Source organism: Streptomyces sp. MGP-P1, assembly GCF_057766565.1.
The window spans coordinates 1,099,378-1,124,273 of record NZ_JBYMEM010000007.1 but is presented as its reverse complement, the minus strand read 5'-3'; the positions used below and the strand labels follow the sequence as shown (position 1 = coordinate 1,124,273).

At 72.1% G+C, this 24,896-nt stretch carries 27 protein-coding genes and 1 pseudogene; 18 read left to right on the top strand and 10 right to left on the bottom strand.

The genetic code is table 11. From position 1 onward, the window contains the following. Positions 1-78 precede the first annotated feature (78 nt). The 3 genes from AC3CH1_RS26510 (at position 79) to AC3CH1_RS26500 (ending at position 3,637) form a co-directional block, all read left to right on the top strand. Positions 79-1,512: an SLC13 family permease gene (locus AC3CH1_RS26510; protein WP_488465217.1), complete on the top strand. Its 1,434-nt coding sequence runs from the start codon at positions 79-81 to the stop codon at positions 1,510-1,512. Beyond that, positions 1,509-2,714 carry a glycerate kinase family protein gene (locus AC3CH1_RS26505; protein ID WP_488465216.1) on the top strand — a complete coding sequence of 402 codons (1,206 nt, stop codon included), beginning with the start codon at positions 1,509-1,511 and terminating at the stop codon, positions 2,712-2,714. The genes AC3CH1_RS26510 and AC3CH1_RS26505 overlap by 4 nt, the downstream gene beginning before the upstream one ends. Before the next feature lie 107 nt (positions 2,715-2,821). Then, entirely contained in the window at positions 2,822-3,637 is an 816-nt protein-coding gene (locus AC3CH1_RS26500; protein WP_488465215.1) for a serine hydrolase domain-containing protein, read from the top strand. Here AC3CH1_RS26500 and AC3CH1_RS26495 read toward each other — a convergent pair. Then, positions 3,606-4,079, bottom strand: a complete 474-nt coding sequence (locus AC3CH1_RS26495; protein WP_488465214.1) for an ATP-binding protein — start codon at positions 4,077-4,079, stop codon at positions 3,606-3,608. The genes AC3CH1_RS26500 and AC3CH1_RS26495 overlap by 32 nt on opposite strands. A gap of 82 nt (positions 4,080-4,161) precedes the next feature. On the opposite strand from AC3CH1_RS26495, the gene AC3CH1_RS26490 reads away from it, so the two are divergent. From AC3CH1_RS26490 to AC3CH1_RS26465, 6 genes and pseudogenes are all read left to right on the top strand, one after another. Beyond that, entirely contained in the window at positions 4,162-4,986 is an 825-nt protein-coding gene (locus tag AC3CH1_RS26490; RefSeq protein WP_488465213.1) for a helix-turn-helix domain-containing protein, read from the top strand. Next, a complete protein-coding gene (locus AC3CH1_RS26485) occupies positions 4,970-5,239 on the top strand; it encodes a DUF397 domain-containing protein (protein WP_488465212.1) in 270 nt (89 codons plus the stop codon). The genes AC3CH1_RS26490 and AC3CH1_RS26485 overlap by 17 nt, the downstream gene beginning before the upstream one ends. A 188-nt stretch (positions 5,240-5,427) precedes the next feature. Continuing rightward, a complete protein-coding gene (locus tag AC3CH1_RS26480) occupies positions 5,428-6,840 on the top strand; it encodes an MFS transporter (protein ID WP_488465211.1) in 1,413 nt (470 codons plus the stop codon). 29 nt (positions 6,841-6,869) lie between these two features. Further along, on the top strand, positions 6,870-7,373 hold the full coding sequence (locus AC3CH1_RS26475) for a GNAT family N-acetyltransferase (RefSeq protein WP_488465210.1): 504 nt from the start codon (positions 6,870-6,872) through the stop codon (positions 7,371-7,373). 40 nt (positions 7,374-7,413) lie between these two features. Then, a complete protein-coding gene (locus AC3CH1_RS26470; protein WP_488465209.1) occupies positions 7,414-7,830 on the top strand; it encodes a hypothetical protein in 417 nt (138 codons plus the stop codon). A gap of 118 nt (positions 7,831-7,948) precedes the next feature. Then, a pseudogene (locus AC3CH1_RS26465) lies at positions 7,949-8,661 on the top strand (DinB family protein). A 16-nt stretch (positions 8,662-8,677) separates the two neighbouring features. On the opposite strand, the gene AC3CH1_RS26460 reads toward AC3CH1_RS26465, so the two are convergent. Continuing rightward, positions 8,678-9,442, bottom strand: a complete 765-nt coding sequence (locus AC3CH1_RS26460; RefSeq protein ID WP_488465208.1) for an SDR family oxidoreductase — start codon at positions 9,440-9,442, stop codon at positions 8,678-8,680. A 124-nt stretch (positions 9,443-9,566) separates the two neighbouring features. On the opposite strand from AC3CH1_RS26460, the gene AC3CH1_RS26455 reads away from it, so the two are divergent. Then, complete coding sequence (locus AC3CH1_RS26455; protein WP_488466740.1) at positions 9,567-10,127, top strand: TetR/AcrR family transcriptional regulator; 561 nt, start codon at positions 9,567-9,569, stop codon at positions 10,125-10,127. A 347-nt stretch (positions 10,128-10,474) separates the two neighbouring features. On the opposite strand, the gene AC3CH1_RS26450 is transcribed toward AC3CH1_RS26455, so the two are convergent. Together AC3CH1_RS26450 and AC3CH1_RS26445 are read right to left on the bottom strand one after the other, a co-directional pair. Continuing rightward, complete coding sequence (locus tag AC3CH1_RS26450; protein WP_488465207.1) at positions 10,475-11,182, bottom strand: SDR family oxidoreductase; 708 nt, start codon at positions 11,180-11,182, stop codon at positions 10,475-10,477. Positions 11,183-11,379: 197 nt separating this feature from the next. After that, positions 11,380-12,039 (bottom strand): pirin family protein, encoded by a 660-nt coding sequence (locus AC3CH1_RS26445; protein WP_488465206.1) that lies wholly within the window; start codon positions 12,037-12,039, stop codon positions 11,380-11,382. 210 nt (positions 12,040-12,249) lie between these two features. On the opposite strand from AC3CH1_RS26445, the gene AC3CH1_RS26440 reads away from it, so the two are divergent. From AC3CH1_RS26440 to fabF, 5 genes are all read left to right on the top strand, one after another. After that, positions 12,250-13,449 (top strand): PucR family transcriptional regulator, encoded by a 1,200-nt coding sequence (locus AC3CH1_RS26440; RefSeq protein WP_018958338.1) that lies wholly within the window; start codon positions 12,250-12,252, stop codon positions 13,447-13,449. Positions 13,450-13,538: 89 nt separating this feature from the next. Further along, the gene (locus AC3CH1_RS26435; protein ID WP_488465205.1) at positions 13,539-14,453 is read left to right on the top strand and encodes an ACP S-malonyltransferase; all 915 of its coding nucleotides are present in this window, start codon (positions 13,539-13,541) and stop codon (positions 14,451-14,453) included. Positions 14,454-14,462: 9 nt separating this feature from the next. Next, the gene (locus AC3CH1_RS26430; protein ID WP_488465204.1) at positions 14,463-15,494 is read left to right on the top strand and encodes a beta-ketoacyl-ACP synthase 3; all 1,032 of its coding nucleotides are present in this window, start codon (positions 14,463-14,465) and stop codon (positions 15,492-15,494) included. A gap of 64 nt (positions 15,495-15,558) precedes the next feature. Beyond that, complete coding sequence (locus AC3CH1_RS26425) at positions 15,559-15,807, top strand: acyl carrier protein (RefSeq protein ID WP_488465203.1); 249 nt, start codon at positions 15,559-15,561, stop codon at positions 15,805-15,807. A 75-nt stretch (positions 15,808-15,882) separates the two neighbouring features. Beyond that, positions 15,883-17,145, top strand: coding sequence for a beta-ketoacyl-ACP synthase II (gene fabF, locus AC3CH1_RS26420; RefSeq protein WP_488465202.1), 1,263 nt, complete (start codon positions 15,883-15,885; stop codon positions 17,143-17,145). Positions 17,146-17,250: 105 nt separating this feature from the next. Here fabF and AC3CH1_RS26415 read toward each other — a convergent pair whose 3' ends face one another. Then, entirely contained in the window at positions 17,251-17,745 is a 495-nt protein-coding gene (locus AC3CH1_RS26415) for a DUF3145 domain-containing protein (RefSeq protein WP_026290580.1), read from the bottom strand. A gap of 400 nt (positions 17,746-18,145) precedes the next feature. Between AC3CH1_RS26415 and AC3CH1_RS26410 the strand changes: the two genes are divergently transcribed. Together AC3CH1_RS26410 and AC3CH1_RS26405 are read left to right on the top strand one after the other, a co-directional pair. Continuing rightward, positions 18,146-19,054, top strand: a complete 909-nt coding sequence (locus AC3CH1_RS26410; protein ID WP_488465201.1) for an SGNH/GDSL hydrolase family protein — start codon at positions 18,146-18,148, stop codon at positions 19,052-19,054. Positions 19,055-19,065: 11 nt separating this feature from the next. Continuing rightward, positions 19,066-20,073 (top strand): aldose epimerase family protein, encoded by a 1,008-nt coding sequence (locus tag AC3CH1_RS26405; protein ID WP_488465200.1) that lies wholly within the window; start codon positions 19,066-19,068, stop codon positions 20,071-20,073. A gap of 53 nt (positions 20,074-20,126) precedes the next feature. Here the strand turns inward: AC3CH1_RS26405 and AC3CH1_RS26400 are convergent, their stop codons facing one another. The 4 genes from AC3CH1_RS26400 to AC3CH1_RS26385 form a co-directional block, all read right to left on the bottom strand. After that, a complete protein-coding gene (locus AC3CH1_RS26400) occupies positions 20,127-20,735 on the bottom strand; it encodes a LysE family translocator (protein WP_228927640.1) in 609 nt (202 codons plus the stop codon). Further along, positions 20,732-21,547, bottom strand: coding sequence for an EI24 domain-containing protein (locus AC3CH1_RS26395; protein ID WP_488465199.1), 816 nt, complete (start codon positions 21,545-21,547; stop codon positions 20,732-20,734). The genes AC3CH1_RS26400 and AC3CH1_RS26395 overlap by 4 nt, the downstream gene beginning before the upstream one ends. Positions 21,548-21,707: 160 nt before the next feature. Beyond that, the gene (locus AC3CH1_RS26390) at positions 21,708-22,136 is read right to left on the bottom strand and encodes an organic hydroperoxide resistance protein (protein WP_069754619.1); all 429 of its coding nucleotides are present in this window, start codon (positions 22,134-22,136) and stop codon (positions 21,708-21,710) included. Positions 22,137-22,260: 124 nt separating this feature from the next. After that, positions 22,261-23,280 carry an NADP-dependent oxidoreductase gene (locus tag AC3CH1_RS26385; protein ID WP_488465198.1) on the bottom strand — a complete coding sequence of 340 codons (1,020 nt, stop codon included), beginning with the start codon at positions 23,278-23,280 and terminating at the stop codon, positions 22,261-22,263. Positions 23,281-23,409: 129 nt separating this feature from the next. Here AC3CH1_RS26385 and AC3CH1_RS26380 point away from each other — a divergent pair, with 129 nt between their 5' ends. Next, positions 23,410-23,841, top strand: coding sequence for a MarR family winged helix-turn-helix transcriptional regulator (locus AC3CH1_RS26380; protein WP_488465197.1), 432 nt, complete (start codon positions 23,410-23,412; stop codon positions 23,839-23,841). Positions 23,842-23,874: 33 nt separating this feature from the next. Here AC3CH1_RS26380 and AC3CH1_RS26375 read toward each other — a convergent pair whose 3' ends face one another. After that, entirely contained in the window at positions 23,875-24,774 is a 900-nt protein-coding gene (locus AC3CH1_RS26375) for an SCO2400 family protein (protein WP_488465196.1), read from the bottom strand. Between the last annotated feature and the right edge of the window lie 122 nt (positions 24,775-24,896).

Here is a 24,896-nt window from a genome sequence, read left to right as displayed (position 1 = left end):
GGCGCTCGACAAACTTGATGAAAAGGCCTTCACCGGACACTCATCAGGCGCTCACCCCGCCTTCAGAGGCTGTACAGCGTGCCTCTACCACTCCGGCAGACCGTCGGCCTCTGTGCCGTCCTCGGACTCTGCGCTCTCCTCGCCGTCCCCGGCGCAGCCCCCGGCCTCAGTGTCGACGGGCGGCTCTCCCTCGCCGTCTTCGCCCTGGCCACCGCCGCCTGGATCGCCACTCCGGTGGACGACGCCTACATCGCGCTCGGCGCGGGCCTGGCGCTGACGGTCACGGGGGTGATCAGCAGTGAGACCCTGTTCGCCACCCTGGGCGACGAGACGGTGTGGCTGCTGATCTGCGCCTTCGTCCTGGCGGCGGCCGTGACCCGGACCGGTCTGGCCGGCCGGGCTGCCGTCTTCCTGGTCGGCGGGGCCAGGACCGTGCGCCAGCTGGTGCACCTGACCACGGCCGGGCTGGTCGTCACCGCGTTCGCCGTGCCGGCCACGTCGGGGCGGGCCGCCCTCGCGCTCCCGGTGTTCCTGGCGCTGGCCGCCGCCCTGCGCGAGCGCGGCCGTCTGGTGGTGATGCTGGCGCTGCTCTTCCCCACGGTCATCCTGCTGTCGGCCGTCGCGACCCTGATCGGCGCGGGCGCGCACCTGATCACCGTCGGGGTGCTCTGGGAGCAGACCGGGGAGCAGCTGAGCTTCGTGCAGTGGCTCGTCCTCGGGCTGCCGCTGGCCGTCGTCTCCTCCCATCTCGCCGCCGAACTGGTGCTGTTGACGACGACCCGGCGCTCCGACCGCAAGGGTCCGGTCACCATCACGGCGGCGCAGATCCAGGAGCACTCCGAGACCGCCGTCGAGGGGCCGTTCAGCCCGGCGGAGTCCCGGTGCCTGCTCCTGCTGGCGACGGTCGTCCTGCTCTGGTGCAGCGAGCCCCTGCACGGGGTGTCGCCCGCCGTGGTCGCGCTCATCGGCGCGCTGGTGGCGACCTCCCCGGCACTGGGGACCGTGCGCTTCAAGGACGGTCTGCGGTCGGTGCCCTGGCCGCTGCTGCTGTTCATGGCCGCCACCATGGCGATGGGCGTCGCCCTCTCCGACTCGGGGGCGGCCGACTGGCTGGTGGGCTGGATACCCCTGGGGGCGTCCACGCCCCCGTGGGTGTTCCTGACCGGAGTGGTCGTCGTCAGCACGGCCGCCCACCTGGCGCTCCAGTCGCGTTCCGCCCGGTCCTCCGTGCTGGTCCCGCTGGTGGTCGCGGCGGCGGTCGGGGCCGGGGTCAACCCGGTCACGGCGGCGCTGGCCTCCACGGCCGCCGCCGGCTTCTGCCACACGCTGCCCTCGTCGGCCAAGCCGGTCGCGCTCTTCGCGGACGTGCCCGGCACCCCGACCTACACCCCGCGCGACCTGCTGCGGCTGTCCGCGTTCCTCGCCCCGCTCACCGCGGCCCTCGTCCTCACCTTCGCCCTCGCCGTCTGGCCGTTGCTCGGCGTGCCCGTCCTTCTGGAGACCCAGCCATGATCCACCGCACCCAGCGCATCGCCATCGCCCCCAGCGGCTTCAAGGAGTCCCTCTCGGCCGCCCGGGTGGCCGAGGCCATCGCCGTCGGCGTACGGCGCGTGGTCCCCGACGCCGACCTCGACCTCATCCCGCTGGTGGACGGCGGCGAGGGCACGGCCGAGGCGCTGGCCCTGGCGGGCGGCGGCCGGCTGGTCCCGGTCACCGCCACGGGCCCGGTGGGCGAGCCGGTCGCCTCGCACTTCGCGCTCCTGGGCGGGCCGGGACCGCTGACCGCCGTCGTGGAGATGGCCGCCGTCGCGGGCCTCGCCCTGGTGCCGCCGGGCCTGCGCCACCCGGGCGCGACCACCACGTACGGCGTCGGCGAGCTGATCCGGGCCGCCCTGGACGCGGGCGCCCGGCGCATCCTCGTCGGCTGCGGCGACTCCGGTACGTCGGACGGCGGCGCGGGGGCCCTCCAGGCGCTGGGGGCCCGGCTGACCGACCGGCACGGCCGTGAACTGAGCCGGGGCGGCGGGGTGTTGCACGAGCTGGAGCGCATCGACCCGTCCGGCCTCGACCCGAGGCTGGCCCGCACGGAGCTGCTCGTGGCCTGCAACCCGTACAACGTGCTGTGCGGGAAGCGCGGGGTGGCCCGGGTCTTCGGACCGCAGAAGGGGGCGACCCCCGCCGAGGTGGAGCTGCTCTCGGCCGGCCTGGAGCGGCTGGCCGACGTCCTCACCCGGGACCTGGCCCCGGCCTTCACCCCGGCGACCGGCATCCCGGTGGACCTGCGCACGGCCCCCGGCACGGGTGCGTCCGGCGGCCTCGGGGCCGGCCTCGCCGCCGTGGGCGCGCGCCTGCTCCCCCGTTACGACGTGCTGCTCGACGGCCTCGACCTCGACGCGCGCCTCGCCCGCGCCGACTTCGTGATCACGGCGGAGGGGGCGCTCGACCACCAGACCGTACGGGGGAAGATCCCGGCGGAGGTCGCCCGGCGGGCGCATGCCGCCGGGGTGCCGGTCCTGGTGCTGGCCGGGACGATCGGGCCGGGCGCGCAGGACGTGCGGGCGGTGGGCGTGGACGCGTACAGCTCGATCCTGCCCGCGCCCATGACGCTGGTGGAGGCGATCGGCAGGAGCGGCGAGTTCCTGGCCGACGCCGCGGAGCGCTCGATGCGGATCATGGCGCTCGGCACCCGGCTCGCGCCGCTGGCCGCCGCCTGACGGGCTCGCGCCTCCGTCCCCGGCTCCCGGGGCCCCGGGCTCCCGGGGCCGGCAGCTCAGCCGGGGCCGGGGGCGGGGAGGCGGGCGCGGCCGTTAGGCTCGGAGCCATGGAGAGCCTGCGCATCATCGACACCTGGCCGGTCACGACGGCGGCAGCCGCCGTCGTGCGGGCGGACGGCACGGTCCTCGGCACGCACGGGCCGGCCGACCACCGCTTCCCCCTCGCCTCGGTCACCAAGCCGCTCGCGGCCTACGCGGCGCTGGTGGCGTACGAGGAGGGGGCGGTCGAGCTGGACGAGCCGGCCGGGCCCGAGGGCTCCACGGTGCGCCACCTCCTCGCCCACACCAGCGGCCTCGCTTTCGACGAGCACCGGGTGACGGCCCCGCCCGGCAACCGCCGCCTGTACTCCAACGCGGGCTTCGAGGTGCTGGGCGACCACATAGCCAAGGCGTCCGGCATCCCGTTCGCGGAGTACCTGCGCCAGGCGGTTCTGGAGCCCCTGGAGATGATGACCTCGACCACTCTGGACGGCTCCCCCGCCCGCGACGGCGTCTCCACCCTGGCCGACCTGGTCCGCTTCGCCGCCGAGGTGCAGGCCCCCCGCCTCCTCGACCCGCGTACGGTCCTGGAGGCCCAGAGCGTCGTGCACCCGGGCCTCAAGGGCGTCCTGCCGGGCTACGGCCACCAGAGCCCGAACGACTGGGGCCTCGGCTTCGAGATCCGCGACGCCAAGTCCCCGCACTGGACGGGGAATTCCTCCTCCCCGGCGACCTTCGGGCACTTCGGCCAGTCGGGCACGTTCCTGTGGATCGACCCGGTGGCGGGCGCGGCCTGCGTCGCGCTGACGGACCGGGCCTTCGGGCCGTGGGCGGCGGAGGCGTGGACGCCGTTCACGGACGCGGTTCTGGCCGAGTTGGCCTGAACCGGCTGCCGCCCTTCTCCGGCGGCGTCAGGCACTCGAACCAGACGGTCTTCCCGCTGCCGTCCCACCGCTTGATGATTCCCCACGCGTCGGTGACGGCGTCGACCAGGACGAGCCCTCGCCCCCCGTCGTCCAGCGGATCCCCGGTGATGGCGAGGGGCACGGCGGGGCTGCTGTCGGACACCTCGACCCGGACGCCCTCGCCGCGCGGCAGCCGGAAGATGAAGGTCTTGCCGCGCCGGTCGGGCACGTGCTGCACGACGTTGGCGATCAGCTCGGTGAGCGCCAGTTCGGCGGCGTCGGCGAGGAACGGCAGCTCCCAGGCCTTGAGGTAGAGCCCCAGGACGCGGCGCAGATGCCGGGCGGAGTGCGCGCCTAGGGCGAAGTCGGCGCGGTAGACGGGCTCCCCGGGATCCCTCCGGGGGACAAGTACGTGATTCATGTCACCAGGCTGCGACGTGATGGCTACGCTCGGCTACGTACCGAAACGAACGCCGCGAGGCGTTGCACCCGGAGGTCCATCCGTGGCCAACATCCAGACGCTCGATCCCGACGCCTCCCCGCTCGCCTACTACGGCGGGGAGTTACGCCGCCAGCGCGAGGCCCAGGGCCTGACGCAGCCGCAGTTGGGCACCATCATCTTCTGCACGGGCTCTCTGATCGGCCAGGTCGAGACGACGAAGAAGATCCCCACCCGTGACTTCTCCGAGCGCGTGGACGCGGCGCTGGGGACGGACGGGACGTTCTCGCGGCTGGTGGGGCTGGTGCTGCGGAGCCAGTTGCCGACGTGGTTCCAGCCGTACGCGGACATGGAGGCGAAGGCCGCGTACATCTCGACGTACCAGGCGCAGGTGGTCTACGGGCTGTTGCAGACGGAGGAGTACGCGCGGGCGGTCCTGGCCACCGGTATGCCGGACGGCCTGGAGGGTCTGCTCGCCGCCCGTATGGAGCGCCAGCGGATCCTGGAGCGGGAGAAGCCGCCGCTGGCTTGGGCGATCCTGGACGAGGCAGTGCTGTACCGGCCGATCGGCGGGCACGAGGTGATGCGGGCCCAACTCCAGAAGCTGTTGGACTACGCGGCGCACCGTTGGATGCGGATCCAGGTGCTGCCGTTCGAGGCGGGTGAACACGCGAGCCTGGATGGCTCGTTCACGGGCATGCGCTTCGAGGACGACCCGGATGTCATCTACACCGAGGACCTCATCTCCGGCCATATGACGGCCAACCCGGAGACGGTCAGGGAGGCCTCGCTCCGATACGCTCACCTCCAGGCCACCGCACTCTCCGTCGAGGAATCGGTGGCGCGGATCAGCCGCGTGATGGAGGAGCGTTATGGAGACCGGCCCTGACCTGAAGAGCGCGGAATGGCGTAAGTCCAGCTACAGCGGAAGCACCGGCGGCGAGTGCGTCGAGTGCACCGTGACCGGCGGCGCGGCCTGGCGGACGTCCTCGTACAGCGGCACCACCGGCGGCGAGTGCGTCGAGGTCGCCGACGGCTCCGCCTGCGGGTCCGTCCCCGTCCGCGACAGCAAGAACCCGACCGGCCCTGCCATCGTCCTCGGGGCCCACGCCTGGCAGGCGTTCGTGGACGGGCTGCGCTGACACGACCGTCACCGGGAGCAGGGTGGTACGGGCAACTGGCCCCCGTACCGCCCTGTTTCGCGTCCGGGCTCGTGTTCGCGCTCGGGCCAAATTCGGTTGCCCGCGCTTCGGGCCTGACATAGCTTCTCGCTGGCTCCGGGTGGTCCAGACCAAGACTCGGGGTGTCGAGCTACGTCAACGGGACATCCATGACTGCGGAACAGGCCCTCCGGCCCCCACCGAGCGACACCCTGCCGGGCATCTTCTCGCGACCGTACGCGGCGGCCACGCTGACCTTCGCCACGGTGATGTTCCTTACCGGCTTCGCCGCGCTGGCCGTGGTGCCGACGCTGCCGACGGCGGCCGAGGATCTGAACGGGGTGTCGCTGTTCCCCCTGGTGGCAGGCAGCTTTGTGGCTGCCAGTCTGCTCGGCGGTGTGCTGGGCGGGCACTGGGCGGACCGCTCCGGCGCCCGGCGTCCGCTGGCCCTGGGCATGGTCCTCTCCGTGGTGACGCTGCTGGTGTCGGCGTCCAGCGTCTCGATCTGGCAGTTGGTGATCGGCCGCTTCGTCGACGGTCTGGCGGCCGGGATGGTGGCGGTGTCCGTGACGACCGCCATCGGCCAGTCGTATCCGGAGTATCTGCGGCCCAGGATGCTCGCGATGATGAGCGCGAGCTGGATCATCCCGTCCCTGGTCGGGCCGCCGGTCGCCGGAGTCGTCGCCGAGGTGTGGTCCTGGCGGACGGTCTTCTACGGCCTGGCCGTGCTGACGGCGCTGCCCGCGCTCGCCCTGGTTGCGGTGCTCCGCAGGGCCCCGGAAGGCGATGGCAGTCAGGCCCCGCCCGCCGAGGAACGCGCCTCCCGGCCGCCGCTGGTGGTCGCGGGGATGCTCAGCCTGGGCGCGGCCCTCGGCCAGTACGGCGTCTCGGGGTGGGACGCGCGACACCTGCTGTTCGTCGTCGCCGGGGTCGTGCTCCTGGTCGTCTTCGCGCCCCGTCTGCTACCGCAGGGCACGTGGCGCAGTGCCCGGGGCCTCCCCACCGCCGTTCTGCTGCGCGGGCTGGCCTCCGGTACGTACTTCACCGTCGAGGCGCTGGTGCCGTTGATGCTGATCACCGAGCGGCGGGTGGCGGCGGTGACGGTCGGCGTGGCGTTCACCGCCTCCGCCGTGCTGTGGGCGGTCGCGTCATGGGCGCAGGGCAAGCTCCTCCAGGACGTCGCCCGGCACCGGCTCGTCACGGTCGGCGCCCTGATCATGGCGGCGTCCGTCGCCTTCGCCGTGGTGGGCAGCTTCTCCGGCGTCTCCCCGCTGCTCGCGATGGCGGCCATGCCGCTGGCGGCGGTCGGGATGGGGATGCTCGATCCGTGCGTCACGGTGCTGTCGCTCTCGCACAGCGCACCGGACCGACTGGGCCACACCACCAGCGCGATGCAGACCAACATGAACCTCGGGCAGGTCGTCGTCCTGGCGTTCGCCACCGCCGTGCTCAACGCCGGGCTGGCCGCGGGGACGAGCCGACTCGCCGGCTACGCCATCACCTTCTCGCTCCTGCTCGTACCGACGCTGCTGGTCGCCGTCCTGGCCGTCCGCGCGCGCAAAGACGGACCCGGCCCCGGGTGACCGGCGGGACCGAGTGGCAGAGTGAGCCCATGTCTGCCTACGCGACCATGCCCTACCACCTGGAGACCGAGCGGCTGATCCTGCGGCCGTGGGCCGAGGCGGACGCCGCCGAGTTCAGCGACCTGCTCGCCGAACGCGGCAAGGGGAAGCCCCCGGTCGAGCGCATCCGGACCTCCATAGGGGAGTTGCTCGCCGCGACGGAGACCACGGGGATCGCGCTGCTGCCCATCCAGCGCCGCGAGGAGGGCGACTTCATCGGCTACTGCGGGCTGATCATCGGCCGCACCACCCTGGAGGAGCCCGAGATCGCGTACGAACTGTTCCAGCGCGCCCACGGGCACGGCTACGCCACCGAGGCGGCCCACGCGGTGCTCGAAGCCGCCGCCGCGACCGGGCGGAGAAGGCTCTGGTCGACCGTCGCCACGTGGAACACCGCTTCGTTGCGCGTCCTGGAGAAGCTCGCGTTCGCGCGGGACCACGTCTCCATGGAGGAGAACGGCGAAGTGGTGTGGCTCACCAGGGCATTGCCGTGAGGCGGATCGGCCCCGTCCCACGCTGATAGGTTCATCCGCCATGCGATCACGAGAGTTCGACCTCGATTTCCGGCAGCGGTCCACCCGCATACGCGACTGCGGGACCGGTCTGCTGCTCCTGTCGGCGCTGTTGTGGGGCTGGTGCGCGATTCTGCTCCTGACGGATTACGAGGTCGAGAAGCCCAACGGCAACACCGACGAGTGCGCCGCACGCCTGTTCACGGAGGACGGCACGGCCAACGAGGGTCTGTGGAAGCGCGATTACTGCGCGGACGAACGCGACTGGCCCGAGGCGCTGCTCGTCCTGGGGCTGTCCCTTCCCGTGTCGCTCGTGGGGACCGTGCTGTTCACGACCGGCCAGGTGAGCCGGCGGATGAGCGGGCACTCCCAGGCGATGCGCGAGCTGGACCGGATCGCGGACGAGCGGGAGAAGCGGGAGAAGCGCGCCGGGGCCTGACCTCCTGTTCCCGACGGGCCCCGAGCCTCCCCGGAATTCGTTCGCGCGCCGCGAGGTGAGCCGTTAACTTCCCTCCGTGCGCCGTGGATCGCGTGGCGCACCGACGAGGGAGCCACGCATGAACGACCACGATCGACGGACCGACAGGCTGAGCATCCTGATCGAGCAGTTCGACCAGGCGCGGGAGATGGCCCAGGTCCGGCTGAAGGGCCTCGGGGACGAGGAGTACCTGTGGGAGCCGGCCCCGGCAGCTGGTCGATCCGACGCCGGGAGGACGCGGTGACCCCCCGGGCGTACGGGCCCGGCGCGTGGGTCATCGACAAGGGGGCGCCGGAGATCCCGGCGAGCGAGTACGCGGAGGTCGCGCGGCAGGCGGCGGGCGGGATGTCCGTGGCGAAGATCGCCGAGGACTGGAGCGTGAGCACCGAACGGGTCGAGGAGGTCCTCGCGTTCACCGGTGAGCCGGAGCCCGACGTCGTGCCGATCACCACCATCGCGTGGCGGCTGGGTCACCTGCACTCCGACTTCGCGGGCCGCTGGGAGTGGACCTTCGGCGAACGGCGGCAGGACCCGCACCTCCTCGTCGACTTCACGCCGTCCGCCTCCCTGGCGCTGGACCGCTTCTGGGAGACCATCGACCGCCACCGCGCGAGCATCGCCACGCTCACCGACGAGCAGCTCGACACGGTGGGCCTCTCGCGGTATCCGTACGGCTCCGACCCCGACGACCCGTACATCGGCGTGCTGGCCAACGCCAATCTGGAACTCATCCACCACATGGCCGAGATCGCTCTGCTCCGCGACCTCTGGCGGGCCCGCCGCTCGCTGTGACACACCACCAGGCCCCTCAGACGCGTGGGCCGAGGAACAGGCCGCCGCTCGCGTCGATGATCTGACCAGTGACCCAGCGGGCGGCGTGGGAGGCGAGGAAGGCGACCACATCGGCTACGTCGTCGGGCCCGCCCAGCCGGTCGAGTGCCGTCATGCCGGATATCTGTTCGGTGAGGCCCGGCGTGTCGAAGACAGCTCCGTTGGTCGCCGTCCTGGTGGCCCCGGGAGCGACCGCGTTCACCGTGATCCTCCGGGGGCCGAGCTGGACGGCGATGGTCCTGGTCATCGTCTCGATCGCGCCCTTCGTCATGGCGAAGGACGTCTGGGCCGAGTTGGCCATCCGGGTCGCCACCGACGAGACCGAGACGATCCGGGCGCCCTCGCTCAACAGAGGCAGCGCTCGCTCGATGATGAAGTACGGCGCTCGCACGTTCACCGCGAACAAGTGGTCGAACTCTGCCCGGGTGGTCACGCCGAGCGGGCCGGCCGGTGCGGCTGCCGCGTTGTTGACGAGGATGTCGAGGGGCCGACCGGCCAAGCCGGCCTCCACGCCGGCGAAAAGTGTCTCGACGTCGCCGTCCACGCCCAGTTCGGCCCGGACGGAGAAGGCGCTCCCACCGGCGCGTTCCACCGCGTCGACCGTCGCAGCCGCCCCGCTCTCATCGGTGCCGAAGTGCACGATGACCGTGGCTCCTTGGGCCGCGAGTCGAATGGCTATTGCCTGCCCGATGCCGCGCGACGCGCCCGTCACCAAAGCCGTTCTGCCCGTCAGATCGCCCATGCCTTCACTCCATTCACGTGGTAGTCACTAACGTGATGGTAGTGTCTAGCACATGAGTGAGCGGCAACCAACCCTGCGAGAGCGACGGCGAATTGAGACGCGGCGCCTGGTCCAGGCGCACGCGGTGCGGCTGTTCACCGACCACGGCTACGACGCGGTGACGGTGGCCGACGTCGCCGAGGCCGCCGGCGTCTCGGCCATGACCGTGTACCGGCACTTCCCCACCAAGGAGGACCTCGTCCTCATCGACCAGCCCGCCCAGCTCATCGCCGAGCAGGTCGCCGCGTCGTCCGCGACGCAGCCCCTGGTGCGCCGCGTCGGCGGCGCGCTCATCGACGCGGCCACGGCCTTGACCGGCGGCGACGGGGACGAGCCGGGGGCGAACGAGCGGTTCCTGCTGGACTGTCTCCGGCTCATGGTCTCGACGCCCGCGCTGCGGGCCCGGCACCTGGACAGCCAGTACGCGCTGCAACAGGCCATCGTCGACGCCCTCGGGGATGACGCGACCGATCCCGACGCCGCGTTCCGCGCCCAGGCGGCGACCAGCGCCTGCATGGCCGCGATGCACACGGCGCTGACGCGTTGGGCCGAAGACGACGGACACACCAAGCTGCCCGACCTGATCACACGGGCGCTCGCCGCGTCCTTCGGTGACGACGCCGTCGCCACCTATCGGAAGGACTGAGGCGGCCCACGAACGCCCCCGGGGCAGGTCCGAATCGGCCGACGTCTGTTGAGGGGGCTGCGGCCACCGAGCGACACGGACCCGGTGCTGTCTCGGTGCCGTCTCCTGCCTCGACCATCGAACACGGCGCGGTTTCGGTGCCTCCCGAAGCGCGGCCCCGGTTGAGACCGGCGTACAACGCCCCGTGCCCACGGCGGTGCTCAAGTACCGGCGCGAGATCCACGAGTGACCGCACGGGCCCGTCCGTGCACAGCACCGAGATCGTGCGGTGTGCACGATGTGCGCGGTCGTGGGTTCTCCCGGCAGAGCCTGTCCGGCGCGGTGAGCGACAGTCGAGCAGGGGCCGCCTACCAGGCCAAGGGTTCACCGTTGCGGAAGAAGCCGCCGGTAGGGCCGGAATCAGGGAGGGTGGCAGCCCAGACGACGCCGGCAGCGCCCTGCTCGACGGGTTCGCCGCCCGGGCCGCCCATGTCGGTGGCGATCCAACCCGGGCATACGGCGTTGACCAGGATCCGCTCGGCAAGCAGTTCGTCAGCGAGCTTGCGGGTGAGGGCGTTGAGGGCCGCTTTCGAGACTCCATAGGCGGGGGTCCCACCGGACATGTGCTCCAGGGAGCCGGACTCGCTGGAGACGTTCACCAGGCGGGGGTGGGATGAGCGGCGTAGCAGTGGCAGGAACGCCTGTGCGGTTCGCCAGGCGCCGAGGAGGTTGGTCTCCAGGGTGCGCCGGACCTCGTCGAGGTCGGCGAAGACGGCGCGCTGCGTGGTGTCGTAGTTGATGGCTGCGTTGTTGACGACGACGTCGAGGAGACCGAACTCCTTCTCCACTGCGCGGTCGAGGGTACGGGCGTCGTCGGCGTCGGTCACGTCCAGTTGGCAGGGCAGCAGCGTGCCGGGCACTCCTTCGGCCAGGTCGGCGACGGCCTGTTCGGCGTCCTTCGGACGGCGGGCGCACAGCAGGACGGTGTGGCCGAGCGCGGCGAGTTGACGCGCGGTCTCCCTGCCGATCCCCCGGTTGGCGCCCGTGACCAGCGATACCGGTGCGGCGGTGCTCATGTTCTCTCCCCTGTGCGGACGATCTGGGCCCGAGCAGCACGCTATGCCGTCGTCCCGCGTACACGGATCAGGCCCGAGGCGCAGGTGGGCTGCGGCCTTGGACGTAGTCCTCACGGACCACCGGCGGTCCTGCGGTTCCAGCAGGGCGTTTCGGGTGTCACGCCGGGGCAAGGCGTCGGGTCACAACCGTGAGTGCCTCACCCCGCCAACTCCCACACCAGCAGGTCCGCCGTCCCCGCCACCGCGACCGCCTCCAGGCCCTCCGCTCCGGTGATCCGGGCGGCGTCGCCGGGGCCCAGCTCCTCGTCGTCCAGGGCGACCCGCCCGCGCACCACGTGGACGTAGGCGCGCACCGCGTCCGGGACCGCCGTGCGCTCGCCCATGGCCAGGCGGCGGACATGGAGCATCGCGCCCGCGCCGGGCAGGGCGTACGGGGTGGAGTCGGCGATGCCGGGGACGACCGTGTACGAGGGTTCGCCGCCCGGCTCCAGGGGGGCGAGCCACATCTGGAGGAAGGTCAACGGGTCGGTGCCGTCGTTGCGTTCGACGTGGCGCACCCCGGAGGCGGCGCTCAGGTGGGCCACGTCCCCGGCGCGGACGACGGTGGAGTGGCCGGCCGAGTCGCGGTGGGTCAGCTCGCCCTCGACGACCCAGGTGACGATCTCCGTATGGCTGTGCGGGTGCTCCTCGAAGCCCGCGCCCGGGGCGAGGCGCTCCTCGTTGCAGGCCAGGATCGGGCCGAAGCGGAGGTTGTCGGGGTCGTAGTGGGGACCGAAGGAGAGGGCGTGCCGGGTGACGATCCCGGCGGCCTCGTCCCCGCCCCGGTAGCGGTCGTCGGACCGGTGCACGGAAATCACCCGGCCACGGTAGCCCGGCCGCGCCCGCAGCAGGGCCACGGGAACGGAACGGGGGCGCGGCGGCGTGCGGCCTCGGGAACGGGACAGGCCGTGCCCGTCGCCGGGCCGCCGGAGCGGAACGGTTGCGTCAGGAGTTCGTCTACCCGTCGGTACGGGGCACCATCGCCCCGGCCCACCGGTCCTCCGGCCCGATAAGGCAGTCTTGTCCTCGTGCCCCGACCCGATCCTGAGCTGCCCCCCGCCCACGACGCCCACCTGCACGCCGCGACCCTGAAACGGTTGGAGCAGTCCTCCGGCCGGCTGGCCGCGAACGCGATTGCCCGCATGGACGAATCGCTGCCGTGGTACCGGGCGATGCCTCCGGAGAACCGGTCCTGGATCGGCCTGGTCGCCCAGGCCGGAATCGCCGCGTTCACCGAGTGGTTCCGGCATCCCGAGACCCCGCAGGCCATCTCGACCGATGTGTTCGGCACCGCGCCGCGCGAACTGACCCGGGCCATCACCCTGCGGCAGACCGTGGAGATGGTGCGCACCACGATCGAGGTCATGGAGGCCGCGATCGAGGAGGTGGCCGCCCCGGGCGATGAGTCGCTGCTGCGGGAGGCGCTCCTCGTCTACGCGCGCGAGATCGCCTTCGCCACCGCCCAGGTCTACGCCCAGGCCGCCGAGGCCCGGGGCGCCTGGGACGCCCGGCTGGAATCGCTCGTGGTGAACGCGGTGCTCTCCGGCGAGGCCGACGAGGGGGCCGTGTCCCGGGCCTCCGCGCTCGGCTGGAACTCGCCCGAGCACGTGTGCGTGATCCTCGGCACCGCGCCCGACGGGGACAGCGAACTGACCGTGGAGGCGATCCGGCGCGCCGCCCGGCACGCCAAGCTCCAGGTCCTCACCGGCGTCCTGGGCAACCGCCTCGTCGTCATCGCGGGCGGCAGCGACAACCCGCTCCAGGTCGCGAAGGGTCTGATCGGGCCGTACGCCGCCGGGCCGGTCGTCGCGGGTCCCGTGGTGCCGGATCTGCTGGCGGCGACCCGGTCCGCGCAGGCGGCGGCGGCCGGGCTGAAGGCGTGCCTGGCGTGGCAGGACGCGCCCCGGCCGGTCCTGGCGGACGATCTCCTTCCGGAGCGGGCGATGGCAGGAGACCCGGCCGCGCGGGACCAGTTGGTGGAGGAGATCTACAGACCGCTGGAAGAGGCCGGTTCGGCGCTGCTGGAAACGCTGAGCGTCTATCTGGAACAGGCGAGCAGTCTCGAAGGCGCCGCCCGGATGCTTTTCGTGCACCCCAACACCGTGCGCTACCGGCTACGACGTGTGACCGACGTCACCGGGTGGTCCCCTTCCGATGTGCGCTCCGCATTCACCCTGCGGATCGCCCTCATCCTGGGGCGCTTGGCCGCAGCGGATCCTCAGTCCTAGACTTTTGTTGGACTCCAACAATTCCCCCGACGGTTCTTCGTCCCTGTCCCCACGGGCGTGCGGAGCCGTCCACAAGAGAGAGTGTGAGGGTGCTCGTACTCGTCGCTCCCGGCCAAGGCGCTCAGACGCCCGGCTTCCTGACCCCCTGGCTCGACCTCCCCGGTGCCGCCGACCGCATCGCTGCCTGGTCCGACGCCATCGGGCTCGACCTTGCCCACTACGGCACGCGCGCCGACGCGGACGAGATCCGCGACACCGCCGTGGCCCAGCCGCTCCTGGTCGCCGCCGGACTGCTCTCGGCGGCCGCCCTGGACGCCTCGCCGTCCGTCGTCGCGGGCCACAGCGTCGGTGAGATCACCGCCGCCGCGCTCGCCGGCGTCATCGACGACGAGGCCGCACTGCGCTTCGTCCGCACCCGGGGGCTCGGCATGGCCGAAGCCGCCGCGGTCACCGAGACCGGCATGGCGGCCCTCCTCGGCGGCGACCCCGACGTGACGGTCCCGCACCTGGAGAAGCTCGGTCTGACCCCGGCCAACGTCAACGGCGGCGGCCAGATCGTCGCCGCGGGCACCGCCGCCCAGATCGCGGCCCTGGAGGCCGACAAGCCCGAGGGCGTGCGCCGGGTCGTCGTGCTGAAGGTGGCCGGCGCGTTCCACACGCACCACATGGCCCCGGCCGTGGAGAAGCTGCGCGCGGCGGTCGGCGACCTCACGGTCTCCGACCCGACCGTGCGTTACGTTTCCAACGCCGACGGCCACACCGTGGCCACCGGCACCGAGGTCATCGCCCGGCTGGTCGGGCAGGTCGCCAACCCGGTCCGCTGGGACCTGTGCATGGAGACCTTCCAGTCGCTGGGCGTCACCGCACTCGTCGAGCTGAGCCCCGGGGGCACGCTGACCGGGCTCGCCAAGCGCGCGCTGCCCGGTGTGAAGACGCTCGCGCTCAAGACCCCCGACGACCTCGACACGGCCCGCGCGCTCATTTCCGAGCACGCAGGCGCCTAAGGAGCGAGCATGTCGAAGATCAAGCCCAGTAAGGGCGCCCCGTACGCACGGATCCTCGGGGTCGGCGGCTACCGTCCGACCAGGGTCGTGCCGAACGAGGTGATCCTCGAGACGATCGACTCGTCCGACGAGTGGATCCGCTCCCGCTCCGGCATCGTCACCCGCCACTGGGCCTCCGACGAGGAGACCGTGGCCGCGATGTCGATCGAGGCGTCCGGCAAGGCCATCGCGGACGCGGGCATCGACCCCGAGCAGATCGGCGCGGTCGTCGTCTCGACCGTCTCGCACTTCAAGCAGACCCCTGCCGTCGCCACCGAGATCGCCCACAAGATCGGCGCGGGCAAGCCCGCCGCCTTCGACATCTCGGCCGGCTGCGCGGGCTTCGGCTACGGCCTCACCCTCGCCAAGGGCATGGTCGTCGAGGGCTCCGCGGAGTACGTCCTCGTGATCGGCGTGGAGCGGCTCAGCGACCTGACCGACCTGGAGGACCGGGCGACGGCCTTCCTGTTCGGTGACGGCGCGGGCGCGGTCGTCGTCGGCCCCTCCCAGGAACCGGCCATCGGCCCGACCGTGTGGGGCTCCGAGGGCGACAAGTCCGACACCATCAAGCAGACGGTGGCCTGGGACGACCTGCACGTCGGCGACGCCTCCAAGCTGCCGCTCGACTCGAAGGGCGAGATCAAGTTCCCGGCCATCACGCAGGAGGGCCAGGCGGTCTTCCGCTGGGCCGTCTTCGAGATGGCGAAGGTCGCCCAGCAGGCGCTGGACGCGGCCGGGATCGCCCCGGAGGACCTGGACGTCTTCATTCCGCACCAGGCCAACATGCGGATCATCGACTCGATGGTGAAGACCCTGAAGCTGCCGGAGCACGTCACGGTCGCCCGTGACGTGGAGTCCACCGGCAACACGTCCGCCGCCTCGATTCCGCTCGCGATGGAGCGGCTCCTGGCGACCGGTCAGGCGAAGAGCGGCGACACCGCGCTCGTCATCGGCTTCGGGGCGGGTCTCGTCTACGCCGCGACGGTCGTTACCCTCCCCTAGGCACACCGGACCTTCTGGTCCGTAGCTACGAACCCTGAAGAAAACCCACCGAAGGAGCGCCAAGATGGCCGCCACGCAGGAAGAGATCGTCACCGGTCTCGCCGAGATCGTCAACGAGATCGCCGGTATCCCGGTCGAGGACGTCCAGCTGGACAAGTCCTTCACCGACGACCTGGACGTCGACTCGCTGTCCATGGTCGAGGTCGTCGTCGCCGCCGAGGAGCGCTTCGACGTCAAGATCCCCGACGAGGACGTCAAGGACCTCAAGACGGTCGGCGACGCCGCCGGCTACATCCTGAAGCACCAGGGCTGACCCAGCCCGGCTGTGTCGCCACCCGGCGGTGGCGCCGCTGATTCACGACCCTCTACACGTGGAGAAGATTTTCCAGTGAACTCGACCAATCAGACCGTGGTCGTCACCGGTATCGGCGCAACCACTCCGCTGGGTGGCGACTCCGCATCGACCTGGGAAGGTCTGATGGCCGGCCGATCCGGCGTCAAGCCTCTCGAGGGCGAGCGCTTCGCCGAACTGCCCGTCCGGATCGCCGCCCTCGCGGCCGTCGACCCGGGCGACGTCCTTCCCCGCCCCCTGGCCCGCAAGCTGGACCGCTCGGCGCAGTTCGCGCTGATCGCGGCCCGCGAGGCCTGGGCGGACGCGGGCTTCACCGCCAAGGCGGGCGAGGACGAGAGCATCGCCCCCGAGCGCCTGGGCTCGGTCATCGCCTCCGGCATCGGCGGCGTGACCACCCTGCTCGACCAGTACGACGTGCTGAAGGAGAAGGGCGTACGCCGCGTCTCCCCGCACACCGTTCCCATGCTCATGCCCAACGGCCCGGCGGCCAACGTCGGCCTGGAGGTCAACGCCCAGGCCGGTGTCCACACGCCCGTCTCCGCCTGCGCCTCGGGCGCGGAGGCGATCGGGTACGCCGTCGAGATGATCCGTACCGGCCGTGCCGACGTGGTCGTCGCCGGTGGCACCGAGGCGGCGATCCACCCGCTGCCGATCGCCGCGTTCGCCAACATGATGGCGATGTCCAAGAACAACGACGAGCCCGAGACGGCCTCGCGCCCCTACGACACCGGCCGGGACGGCTTCGTCCTCGGCGAGGGTGCGGGCGTCGTCGTCCTGGAGTCCGCCGAGCACGCCGCCAAGCGGGGCGCGCGGGTCTACTGCGAGGTGCTGGGCCAGGGCCTGTCGGCCGACGCCCACCACATCGCGCAGCCCGAGCCCACCGGGCGGGGCATCGCCGCCGCGATGCAGAACCTGCTGGACTCCAGCGACCTCAAGCCGTCCGAGGTGGTCCACCTCAACGCGCACGCCACGTCGACGCCGCAGGGGGACCTCGCGGAGATCAAGGCGCTGCGCAAGGTGCTGGGCGACGACCTCGACCATGTCGCGATCTCCGCGACGAAGTCGATGACGGGTCACCTGCTCGGTGGCGCGGGCGGCATCGAGACCGTGGCGACGGTTCTGGCGCTGCACCACCGCATCGCTCCGCCGACCATCAACATCGACGAGCTCGACGAGGCGATCGACGCGGATATCGTGCGCGGCGAGCCGCGGGTGCTGCCCGAGGGGCCGATCGCGGCGATCAACAACTCGTTCGGATTCGGTGGGCACAACGTGGTGCTGGCGTTCCGGTCCGTCTGAGCCTGCCTTTACGGCTGAAGCCCGCTTCCCGTTCGTCCGGGAGGCGGGCTTCCGCATGCAGCCCCTCCGGCGATTGAGGAGCGGGGTCCGGGGCAGAGCCCCGGGTCACACCACCTGGTGGAGCCAGCGGACCGGGGCGCCCTCGCCCGCGTGGCGGAAGGACTCCAGCTCGTCGTCCCAGGGTTTGCCGAGCAGGGCGGCGATCTCGGTCTCCAGGTCGCTCTCGCCGCGCACCGACCGGGCCAGCGCGGCCCGCAGCCGGTCCTCGGGGATCAGGATGTCGCCGTGCATGCCGGTGACGGCGTGGAAGATGCCGAGGCCGGGGGTGGAGCTGTAGCGCTCGCCCTCGGCGGTGGGACACGGCTCGGCGGTCACCTCGAAGCGCAGCAGGTCCCAGCCGCGCAGGGCGGAGGCGAGCTGCGAGGCGGTGCCGGCGCGGCCCTTCCAGGAGAATTCGGACCGCCAGGTGCCGGGCGAGGCCGGCTGCCTGATCCAGTCCAGCTGGACCCGCACACCGAGAACGCCCGCCACTGCCCACTCGACATGTGGGCAGAGCGCGCGCGGTGCGGAGTGAACGTACAGGACTCCACGTGTCGTCACCGGAACCTCCCGTGTGGGACGAGGTACGCCTTCCCCAGGGGCCCCGCGCCCGTACCGTCTCTTTCCGGCCGGTTCCCGAGGTTGTCATCAGTAAACAGCATCGGGAGTTAATCTCCTGAAAAGGGACAGTATGTGACGTGACGTAATATACCGGAGCCGCCCGCGTGTGCGCGGGCGGGCGGGACGCCACTGGTTCGACGGGGAAAAGCTACCGTGCGCCGGGGCCGTCCGTGTGACGTACCGTCGGTCTCGGGCCCCTGATTCGCCGGCTTTCACCCGGCAGGGCGCGCAGAGCCCCGACCTGGGGATCGTGTGCTTGCCGGGGGCATTTCCAGAGGCATAGGCCACTGCTTGACCGGAGGGGATCCGAGTGATGCCGGAGCGTGTGACACGCCCACGAATGCGTACCGCTGCCGCCGCGCTGACGGCGCTCTCCTGCGTCGGCGTCGTCGCGTTGGCCGGGTGCGGCTCCGACGGGGCGGAGGGCGGCGTGTCGCGGAACGCGCCGGCGGCCACGCGCGGTGCCTCGGCGTCCCCCTCCCCTTCCCCCTCCCCGGACTGGAACCCCCGGCCCGGGTCGGTCGCGGCGGTCGGGGACTCGATCACCCGGGGCTTCGACGCGTGTTCAGTGCTGGCCGACTGTCCCGAGGTGTCGTGGGCGACCGGTTCGGACGAGGCGGTGCGCAGTCTCGCGGTCCGGCTGCTCGGCCCGACCGCAGCCGCGGACCGCAGCTGGAACCACGCGGTGTCGGGGTCGCGGATGGTGCAGTTGCCCGAGCAGATGGCGCTGGCGGCGAAGGAGCGGCCGGAGCTGGTGACGGTGATGACGGGCGCCAACGACGCGTGCCGGGACTCGGTGCGGCTGATGACGCCGGTCGCGGACTTCCGGGCGTCGTTCGAGGCGTCGATGCGGCAGCTGCGCGCCGGGGCCCCGAAGGCGCAGGTGTACGTCTCCAGCGTGCCGGACCTGAAGCGGCTCTGGTCGACGGGGCGGGTGAACGAGCTGGGCAAGAAGATCTGGCAGCTCGGCATCTGCCAGTCGATGCTGGCCGACGCGGACGATCTGGGCCCGGCGGCCGTGGCCCGGCGGGACGCGGTGCGGGAGCGGGTGGTCGCGTACAACGGGGTGCTGCGGGACGTGTGCGCGAAGGACCGGTACTGCCGGTACGACGGCGGGGCGGTGTTCGACTTCCGGTTCACCGGGACGCAGCTCAGCCAGTGGGACTGGTTCCATCCGAGCCGCGACGGCCAGGCCCGGCTGGCGGAGATCGCCTACCGCAACATCACGGCCGCGGAGCCGCCCGCGTAGGGTCGGTGACCATGACGACCAGCGCGGACACCGCCACGTACACGGAAGATTTCGGCGCTCTCGCGGACGGGTCGCCGGTTGGCCGGTGGACGCTGGAGCGGGACGGGGTCCGGGTGCGGGTCCTGACCTACGGCGCGATCGTGCAGTCCGTGGAGGCGCCGGGCCGGGACGGTTCCCGAGCCCCGGTGGCGCTCGGGCTGCCGGACGTCGCGGGCTACGAGGAGTTCCCGGCCCCCTACTTCGGGGCGGTGGTCGGGCGGTACGCGAACCGGATCGGGGGCGCTTCGTTCGTCCTGGACGGGCGCACGCACCGCCTGACGGCCAACGAGGGCGGGACGCATCTGCACGGCGGGGCCAGGGGCTTCGACAAGCGGGTGTGGGACGCGGTGGCGGTCCCGGACGGGGTGCGGCTCTCCCTGGTCTCGGCGGACGGGGACGAGGGGTATCCGGGGCGGCTCGACTTCTCGGTGACGTACACCCTGGGGCCCGGCGGGGCGCTGCGGCTGGACTACCGGGCGGTGACCGACGCCCCGACCGTGCTGAACCCGACGAGCCATCTGTACTGGAACCTGGCGGGCGCGGACAGCGGGAGCGCGCTCGGGCAGCAGTTGCGGATCGCGGCGGAACACGTGACCCGGGTGGACGCTGCGTCGGTGCCGACGGGTGAGCTGCTGCCGGTGGCCGGGACCCGGTTCGACTTCCGGGGGATGCGGACGGTGGGCGCGGGCTACGACCAGAACTTCGTGCTGGACGAGCTGAAGGAGGGGGCGGACGGGGTCGCCGCCGAGCTGTACGACGCGGTGTCCGGGCGGGTGTTGACGGTGCGGACGACCGAGCCGGGGCTCCAGCTGTACACGGCCGACCACTTCGACGGGCGGCCGTTCGGGCCGTGTGCCGGGATCGCGCTGGAGACCCAGCACTTCCCGGACTCGCCGAACCGGCCGGAGTTCCCTTCCACGGTGCTCCGGCCGGGCGAGGAGTTCGTCTCGCGCACCGAGTACGCGTTCTCGGCGCGCTGAGACCTCGTCCCCTCCTCCTTCGGCGCTCCGCAAGGTCTTCTCCGGCGCTCCGTTCAGCGGGCCAGGCCCAGGGTGACGCCGAGGCCGACCAGGACCGAGCCGATCGAGCGGTTGAGGGCCTTCTGGCGGCGCAGCATCGCACCGCGCAGCCGGGAGTGCGAGAAGAACAGCGCGACGAGGGCGAACCAGCCGAGGTGGGCGGCCGACATGAACAGGCCGTAACCCGCCTGCTGCCACAGGGCGGTGTCGGGCCCGACGACCTGGGTGAAGGTCGCGACGACGAACAGGGTCGTCTTCGGGTTGAGGGCGTTGGTCAGGAAGCCGCTGCGCAGCGCCCCGAACGGGGAGAGCCCCGGCCGGTCGCTCAGGTCGACGTCGAGGTCGGCGCGGGCCAGGAAGGTGCGCACCCCGATGTAGATCAGATAGGCGGCGCCCGCCAGCTTGACCGCCGTGAACAGGGCGGTCGAGGAGGCGATGAGCAGCCCGACGCCCAGCATCGTGTACGTGACGTGGACCAGGACGCCCGCCGCGACGCCGGTGGCCGCGAGGACGCCGGTGGTGCGCCCGTACAGATAGCTGTTGCGCACGACCATGGCGAAGTCGGCGCCCGGCGAGATGACCGCGAGGACGGTGATGGCGGCGACCGCCAGCAGTTCGGTCACGCGGACCACGCCCGGGGAGCCGGTGCGTCACCGCTGTCGGCGGTGCCGGGCCCGGGGCCCGGGTCCGACGCCGCGTCCGGGTCCACCAGGTCGCGGGCGAGGAGGGTGGCCCCGGCGACGGCTCCCGGCATCAGGAACACCGCGACGACCGGGACGAGGAAGGCCAGGGTCAGCGGGACGCCGAAGCCGAGCACCAGCATCCGGCGTCCGCGCAGCAGGACGAGGCGGTCCTTGAGGACCATGCCCCGGCGCTGGAGGGCGACGGCGGTCAGCTCCTCGGCCAGGAAGTAGCCGGAGACGCAGAAGCCGATCGCGGGGACGACGGTCTGTCCGATGACGGGGATGAAGCCGCAGGCGAAGAGGACGATCCCGTACAGGGCGACGCGCAGCAGGATGCGCACGGAGTCGCGGGCGGAGATCCACAGTTCCCGCCAGAGCGGCAGCCCGGACTCGGGGACGTCGCCGCCCTCGCTGCGGTCGACCTCCTCGGAGAGCGACTCGTAGAAGGGCTGGCCGACCAGGAGGGTGACGGCGGTGAAGGTGATGACCGCGAGGAACAGGCCGAGGACGAAGACGAGAGCGGTCAGCCCGGTGCGCAGGATTCCCTGCCAGGGCGAGGACCAGTCGTCGGCGAACGGCGTCGCCCAGCCGACGAGGTCGTCGGCTCCGTAGCCGAGTCCGATCAGTGCTCCGGCGTAGATGACGAGGGTGACGAGTCCGGGCAGCAGCCCGAAGCCGAACCATCGTCCGTGTTGGGCAACCCAGCGTTGCCCCTTCATCAAGTAGCCGAAACCCGCCCCGAGATCACTCATGGGCGTCAGCGTACTGGCGGGGGAAAGCGGTGAGGACCGCACCCCGGGGCGGGGGTGCGGTCCTCACACGGTGCTGCCTTCGACGGCCGCGGCGCTGTGGTCAGCGACGCTCTCGTCAGCGACGCTCTCGTCAGCGACGCTCTCGTCAGCGACTCCGTGGTCAGGCGACCGAGAGCGCGACGTTGATGTTGCCGCGGGTGGCGTTCGAGTACGGGCAGACCTGGTGGGCCTTCTCGATGAGCGCCTGCGCGGTGGCGGCGTCGACGTTCGGGATGGAGGCGCTGATCGCGACCTCCAGGCCGAAGCCGCCGGCCTCGGTCTTGCCGATCGAGACCGAGGCGGTCACGGTCGAGCCGGAGATGTCGGCCTTCTCCTGGCGGGCGACGACGCCCAGCGCGCCCTGGAAGCAGGCGCTGTAGCCGGCCGCGAAGAGCTGCTCGGGGTTGGTGCCCGCGCCGCTGCCGCCCATGGCCTTCGGCGGGTTGACGACGACGTCGAGCTGACCGTCGTCGGAGGAGACCCGTCCGTCGCGGCCGTTCTCGGCGGTGGCGACGGCGGTGTAGGCGACGTCGATCTTTTGGATGGTCATGGTGTGAGGATTCCTCCTGTTGGTGCGCCGCGACTCGCGCCCACGGATCGCGACGGCCTGCGGACGAGCCTAACGCGTGACCGCGACCGGCAGGGAGCGGGCCCGGACCGGGAGCGGGAGCGGGTCAGACCAGGGAGACGATCATCTTCCCGGTGTTCTCCCCGCGCAGCAGCCCGACGAACGCGTCGTAGCCCTTCTCGATGCCCTCGACCGTCGTCTCCCGGTACTTCAGCTCGCCCGAGGCCAGCCAGCCGGCGACCTCCTGGACGAACCGCGGCTGGAGGTCGGAGTGGTCGCTGACGAGCATGCCGGTCAGGCGCAGCCGCTTGCCGATGATCAGCGCCATGTTGTTCGGGCCGGGGGTCGGCTCGGTCGCGTTGTACTGGGCGATCATGCCGCAGATGGTGGCGCGGCCGTGCACGTTGAACGAGGAGATCGCGGCTTCCAGGTGCTCGCCGCCGACGTTGTCGAAGTAGACGTCGATGCCGTCGGGGGCGGCTTCCGCGAGCTGGTCGCGGACGGGGCCGTCCTTGTAGTTGAACGCGGCGTCGAAGCCGTACTCCTCGGTGAGGAGCTTGACCTTCTCGTCGGAGCCGGCGGAGCCGATGACCCGGGACGCGCCCTTGAGCTTCGCCATCTGGCCGACCTGGCTGCCGACGGCGCCGGCCGCGCCGGAGACGAAGACCGCGTCGCCCTCCTTGAAGGAGGCGACGTCGAACAGGCCCGCGTAGGCGGTGAGTCCGGTCATGCCGAGCACGCCGAGGTAGGCGGAGAGCGGGGCGAGGTCGGGGTCGACCTTTACCGCGTGCTTCGCGGGCACGTCGGCGATCTCGCGCCAGCCGAGGCCGTGCAGGACGTGGTCGCCGACGGCGAAGCCCTCGGCGTTCGAGGCGATGACCTCGCCGACCGCGCCGCCGTCCATCGGGTGGTCGAGCTGGAAGGGCGGGGTGTAGGACTTCACGTCGTTCATCCGGCCGCGCATGTACGGGTCGACCGAGAAGTACTTGTTGCGGACGAGGACGCGGCCCTCGGCCGGAGCGGCGACCTCGGCCTCGCGCAGCGCGAAGTCCTCGGCCTCGGGCCAGCCGTGCGGGCGGGCGACCAGGTGCCATTCACGGCTGGACGTGGGAAGTGCTGCAGACATGGGCTCGGGTTCTCCTCAATGTCATACGAGGGGGTGTGCTTCCGCGCCCGGCGCGAAAAGCTTCATGACATGAAACAACCATGCTCCTGAATATTTCATGATGTCAAGTAAATCGGTACGCTGTGGCCCATGGCCACTCGCACAGACCCCCTGACCCTCGAGGTCGTCGAGCTCATCGGTGCCGTGGTGGCGCGCTACCACGAGGAGTACGACCGGGCCGCCGCCGAGCACTCCCTCACCGGGGCGCAGGCGCGGGTGCTCGGGCTGCTCTCGCTGGAGCCCCTGCCGATGCGGAAGATCGCCCTCAGGCTGAAGTGCGAGCCGTCCAACATCACCGGGATCGTCGACCGGCTGGAGGCCCGGGAGCTGGTCGAGCGCAGGCCCGATCCGGCCGACCGGCGGATCAAGCTGGCCGCCGCGACGGAGAAGGGCAGGCGCACGGCCCGTGAGCTGCGGGACGCGCTGGACTTCGCCCGGGAGCCGCTGGCCGGCCTCTCCGACGCCGAGCGCATGGTCTTGCGGGACCTGCTGCGCCGGATGCTGGGCGAGGGCGCTCTTTAGAGGACGCTCTTCAGGCGTCGCGTCGCCTCGCGCCTACGTGCACCACCACAGGAAGCGGGTGCAGGTCGGGGACGGCGTCGGGGCGGGTGTCGGTTCCGCCGGGGGCGGCGGGGGTGCGGGCGCGGTCGTCGACTCGCGCGGATCCTCGGGTTCCGGCGGATCGGCGGGCGGGTCGGCGGGCGGATCGGCGGGGGCGTCGGACGGGTCCGCGCCGTCGGGGTCCGCGTCCTCGGGGTCCGCGTCGTCGGGGTCCGGGGAGGCGGTGGGCCCGTCGGTGGGCGAGGCGTCGGGGCTCGGCGCGCGTGAGGGGTTCCCACGGCGCGTGCCGGCCGGTGAGGCGTCCGTCGCGGGGCCCGTGGTCGCCCCGGCCCGGGAGCCGACCGGGCCGGGATCGCGGGGCTCGTCGGCGGACGACTCCTCGGGCGTGGCCCCGGACGGGCCGGACGGCGACTCACGTACGTAGTCGGCGGCGGTGTCGTCCCGCCCGGGCTCCCTGGCCAGTTCCGCCAGGCCCAGGGCGCCCGCCGCCAGGAGCAGCCCGAGGGCCCCGAGCAGGACGGTCCGGCCGCGCCGACGATGGCCGCCGCGGGCCCGCCGCCGCGACGCGGGGCGGGCGTCGGACGGGCCTCCGACGTCGGGCCGGCCTCCGGCACCGCGGCGGGCGTCGCGTCGGGCGTCCAGCCGGGCATCGCGCCGGGTGCCGCGTCGGGCATCGCGTCGGGCATCGCGTCGGGTGCCGCGTCGGGCATCGCGTCGGGGGCTTCCCGGGTCGACGGGCGTGGCCGTCCGGTCCGGCGGCGCGGCCCCGCCCGGCGCGTCACGCCCCTCCGGGCTGGGCACGGCGTAGGGGCCCAACGCCTCGGCGGGCGTACCGCACCCGGCGCAGGCCAGGGCTCCGTTGAGATGCCGTCGGCAGGGGTGGCAGTAATCCATGGCGCCCGCAGGTTAGGCGTGCGCGGAAGAACCAGGGAAGCCGCACAGGTGAGGATCGTGTGAGGAAGCGCTGATTCCGGTGACGGCCGGTCCGATACGCCTGACACGCGGGAGGATGGGCG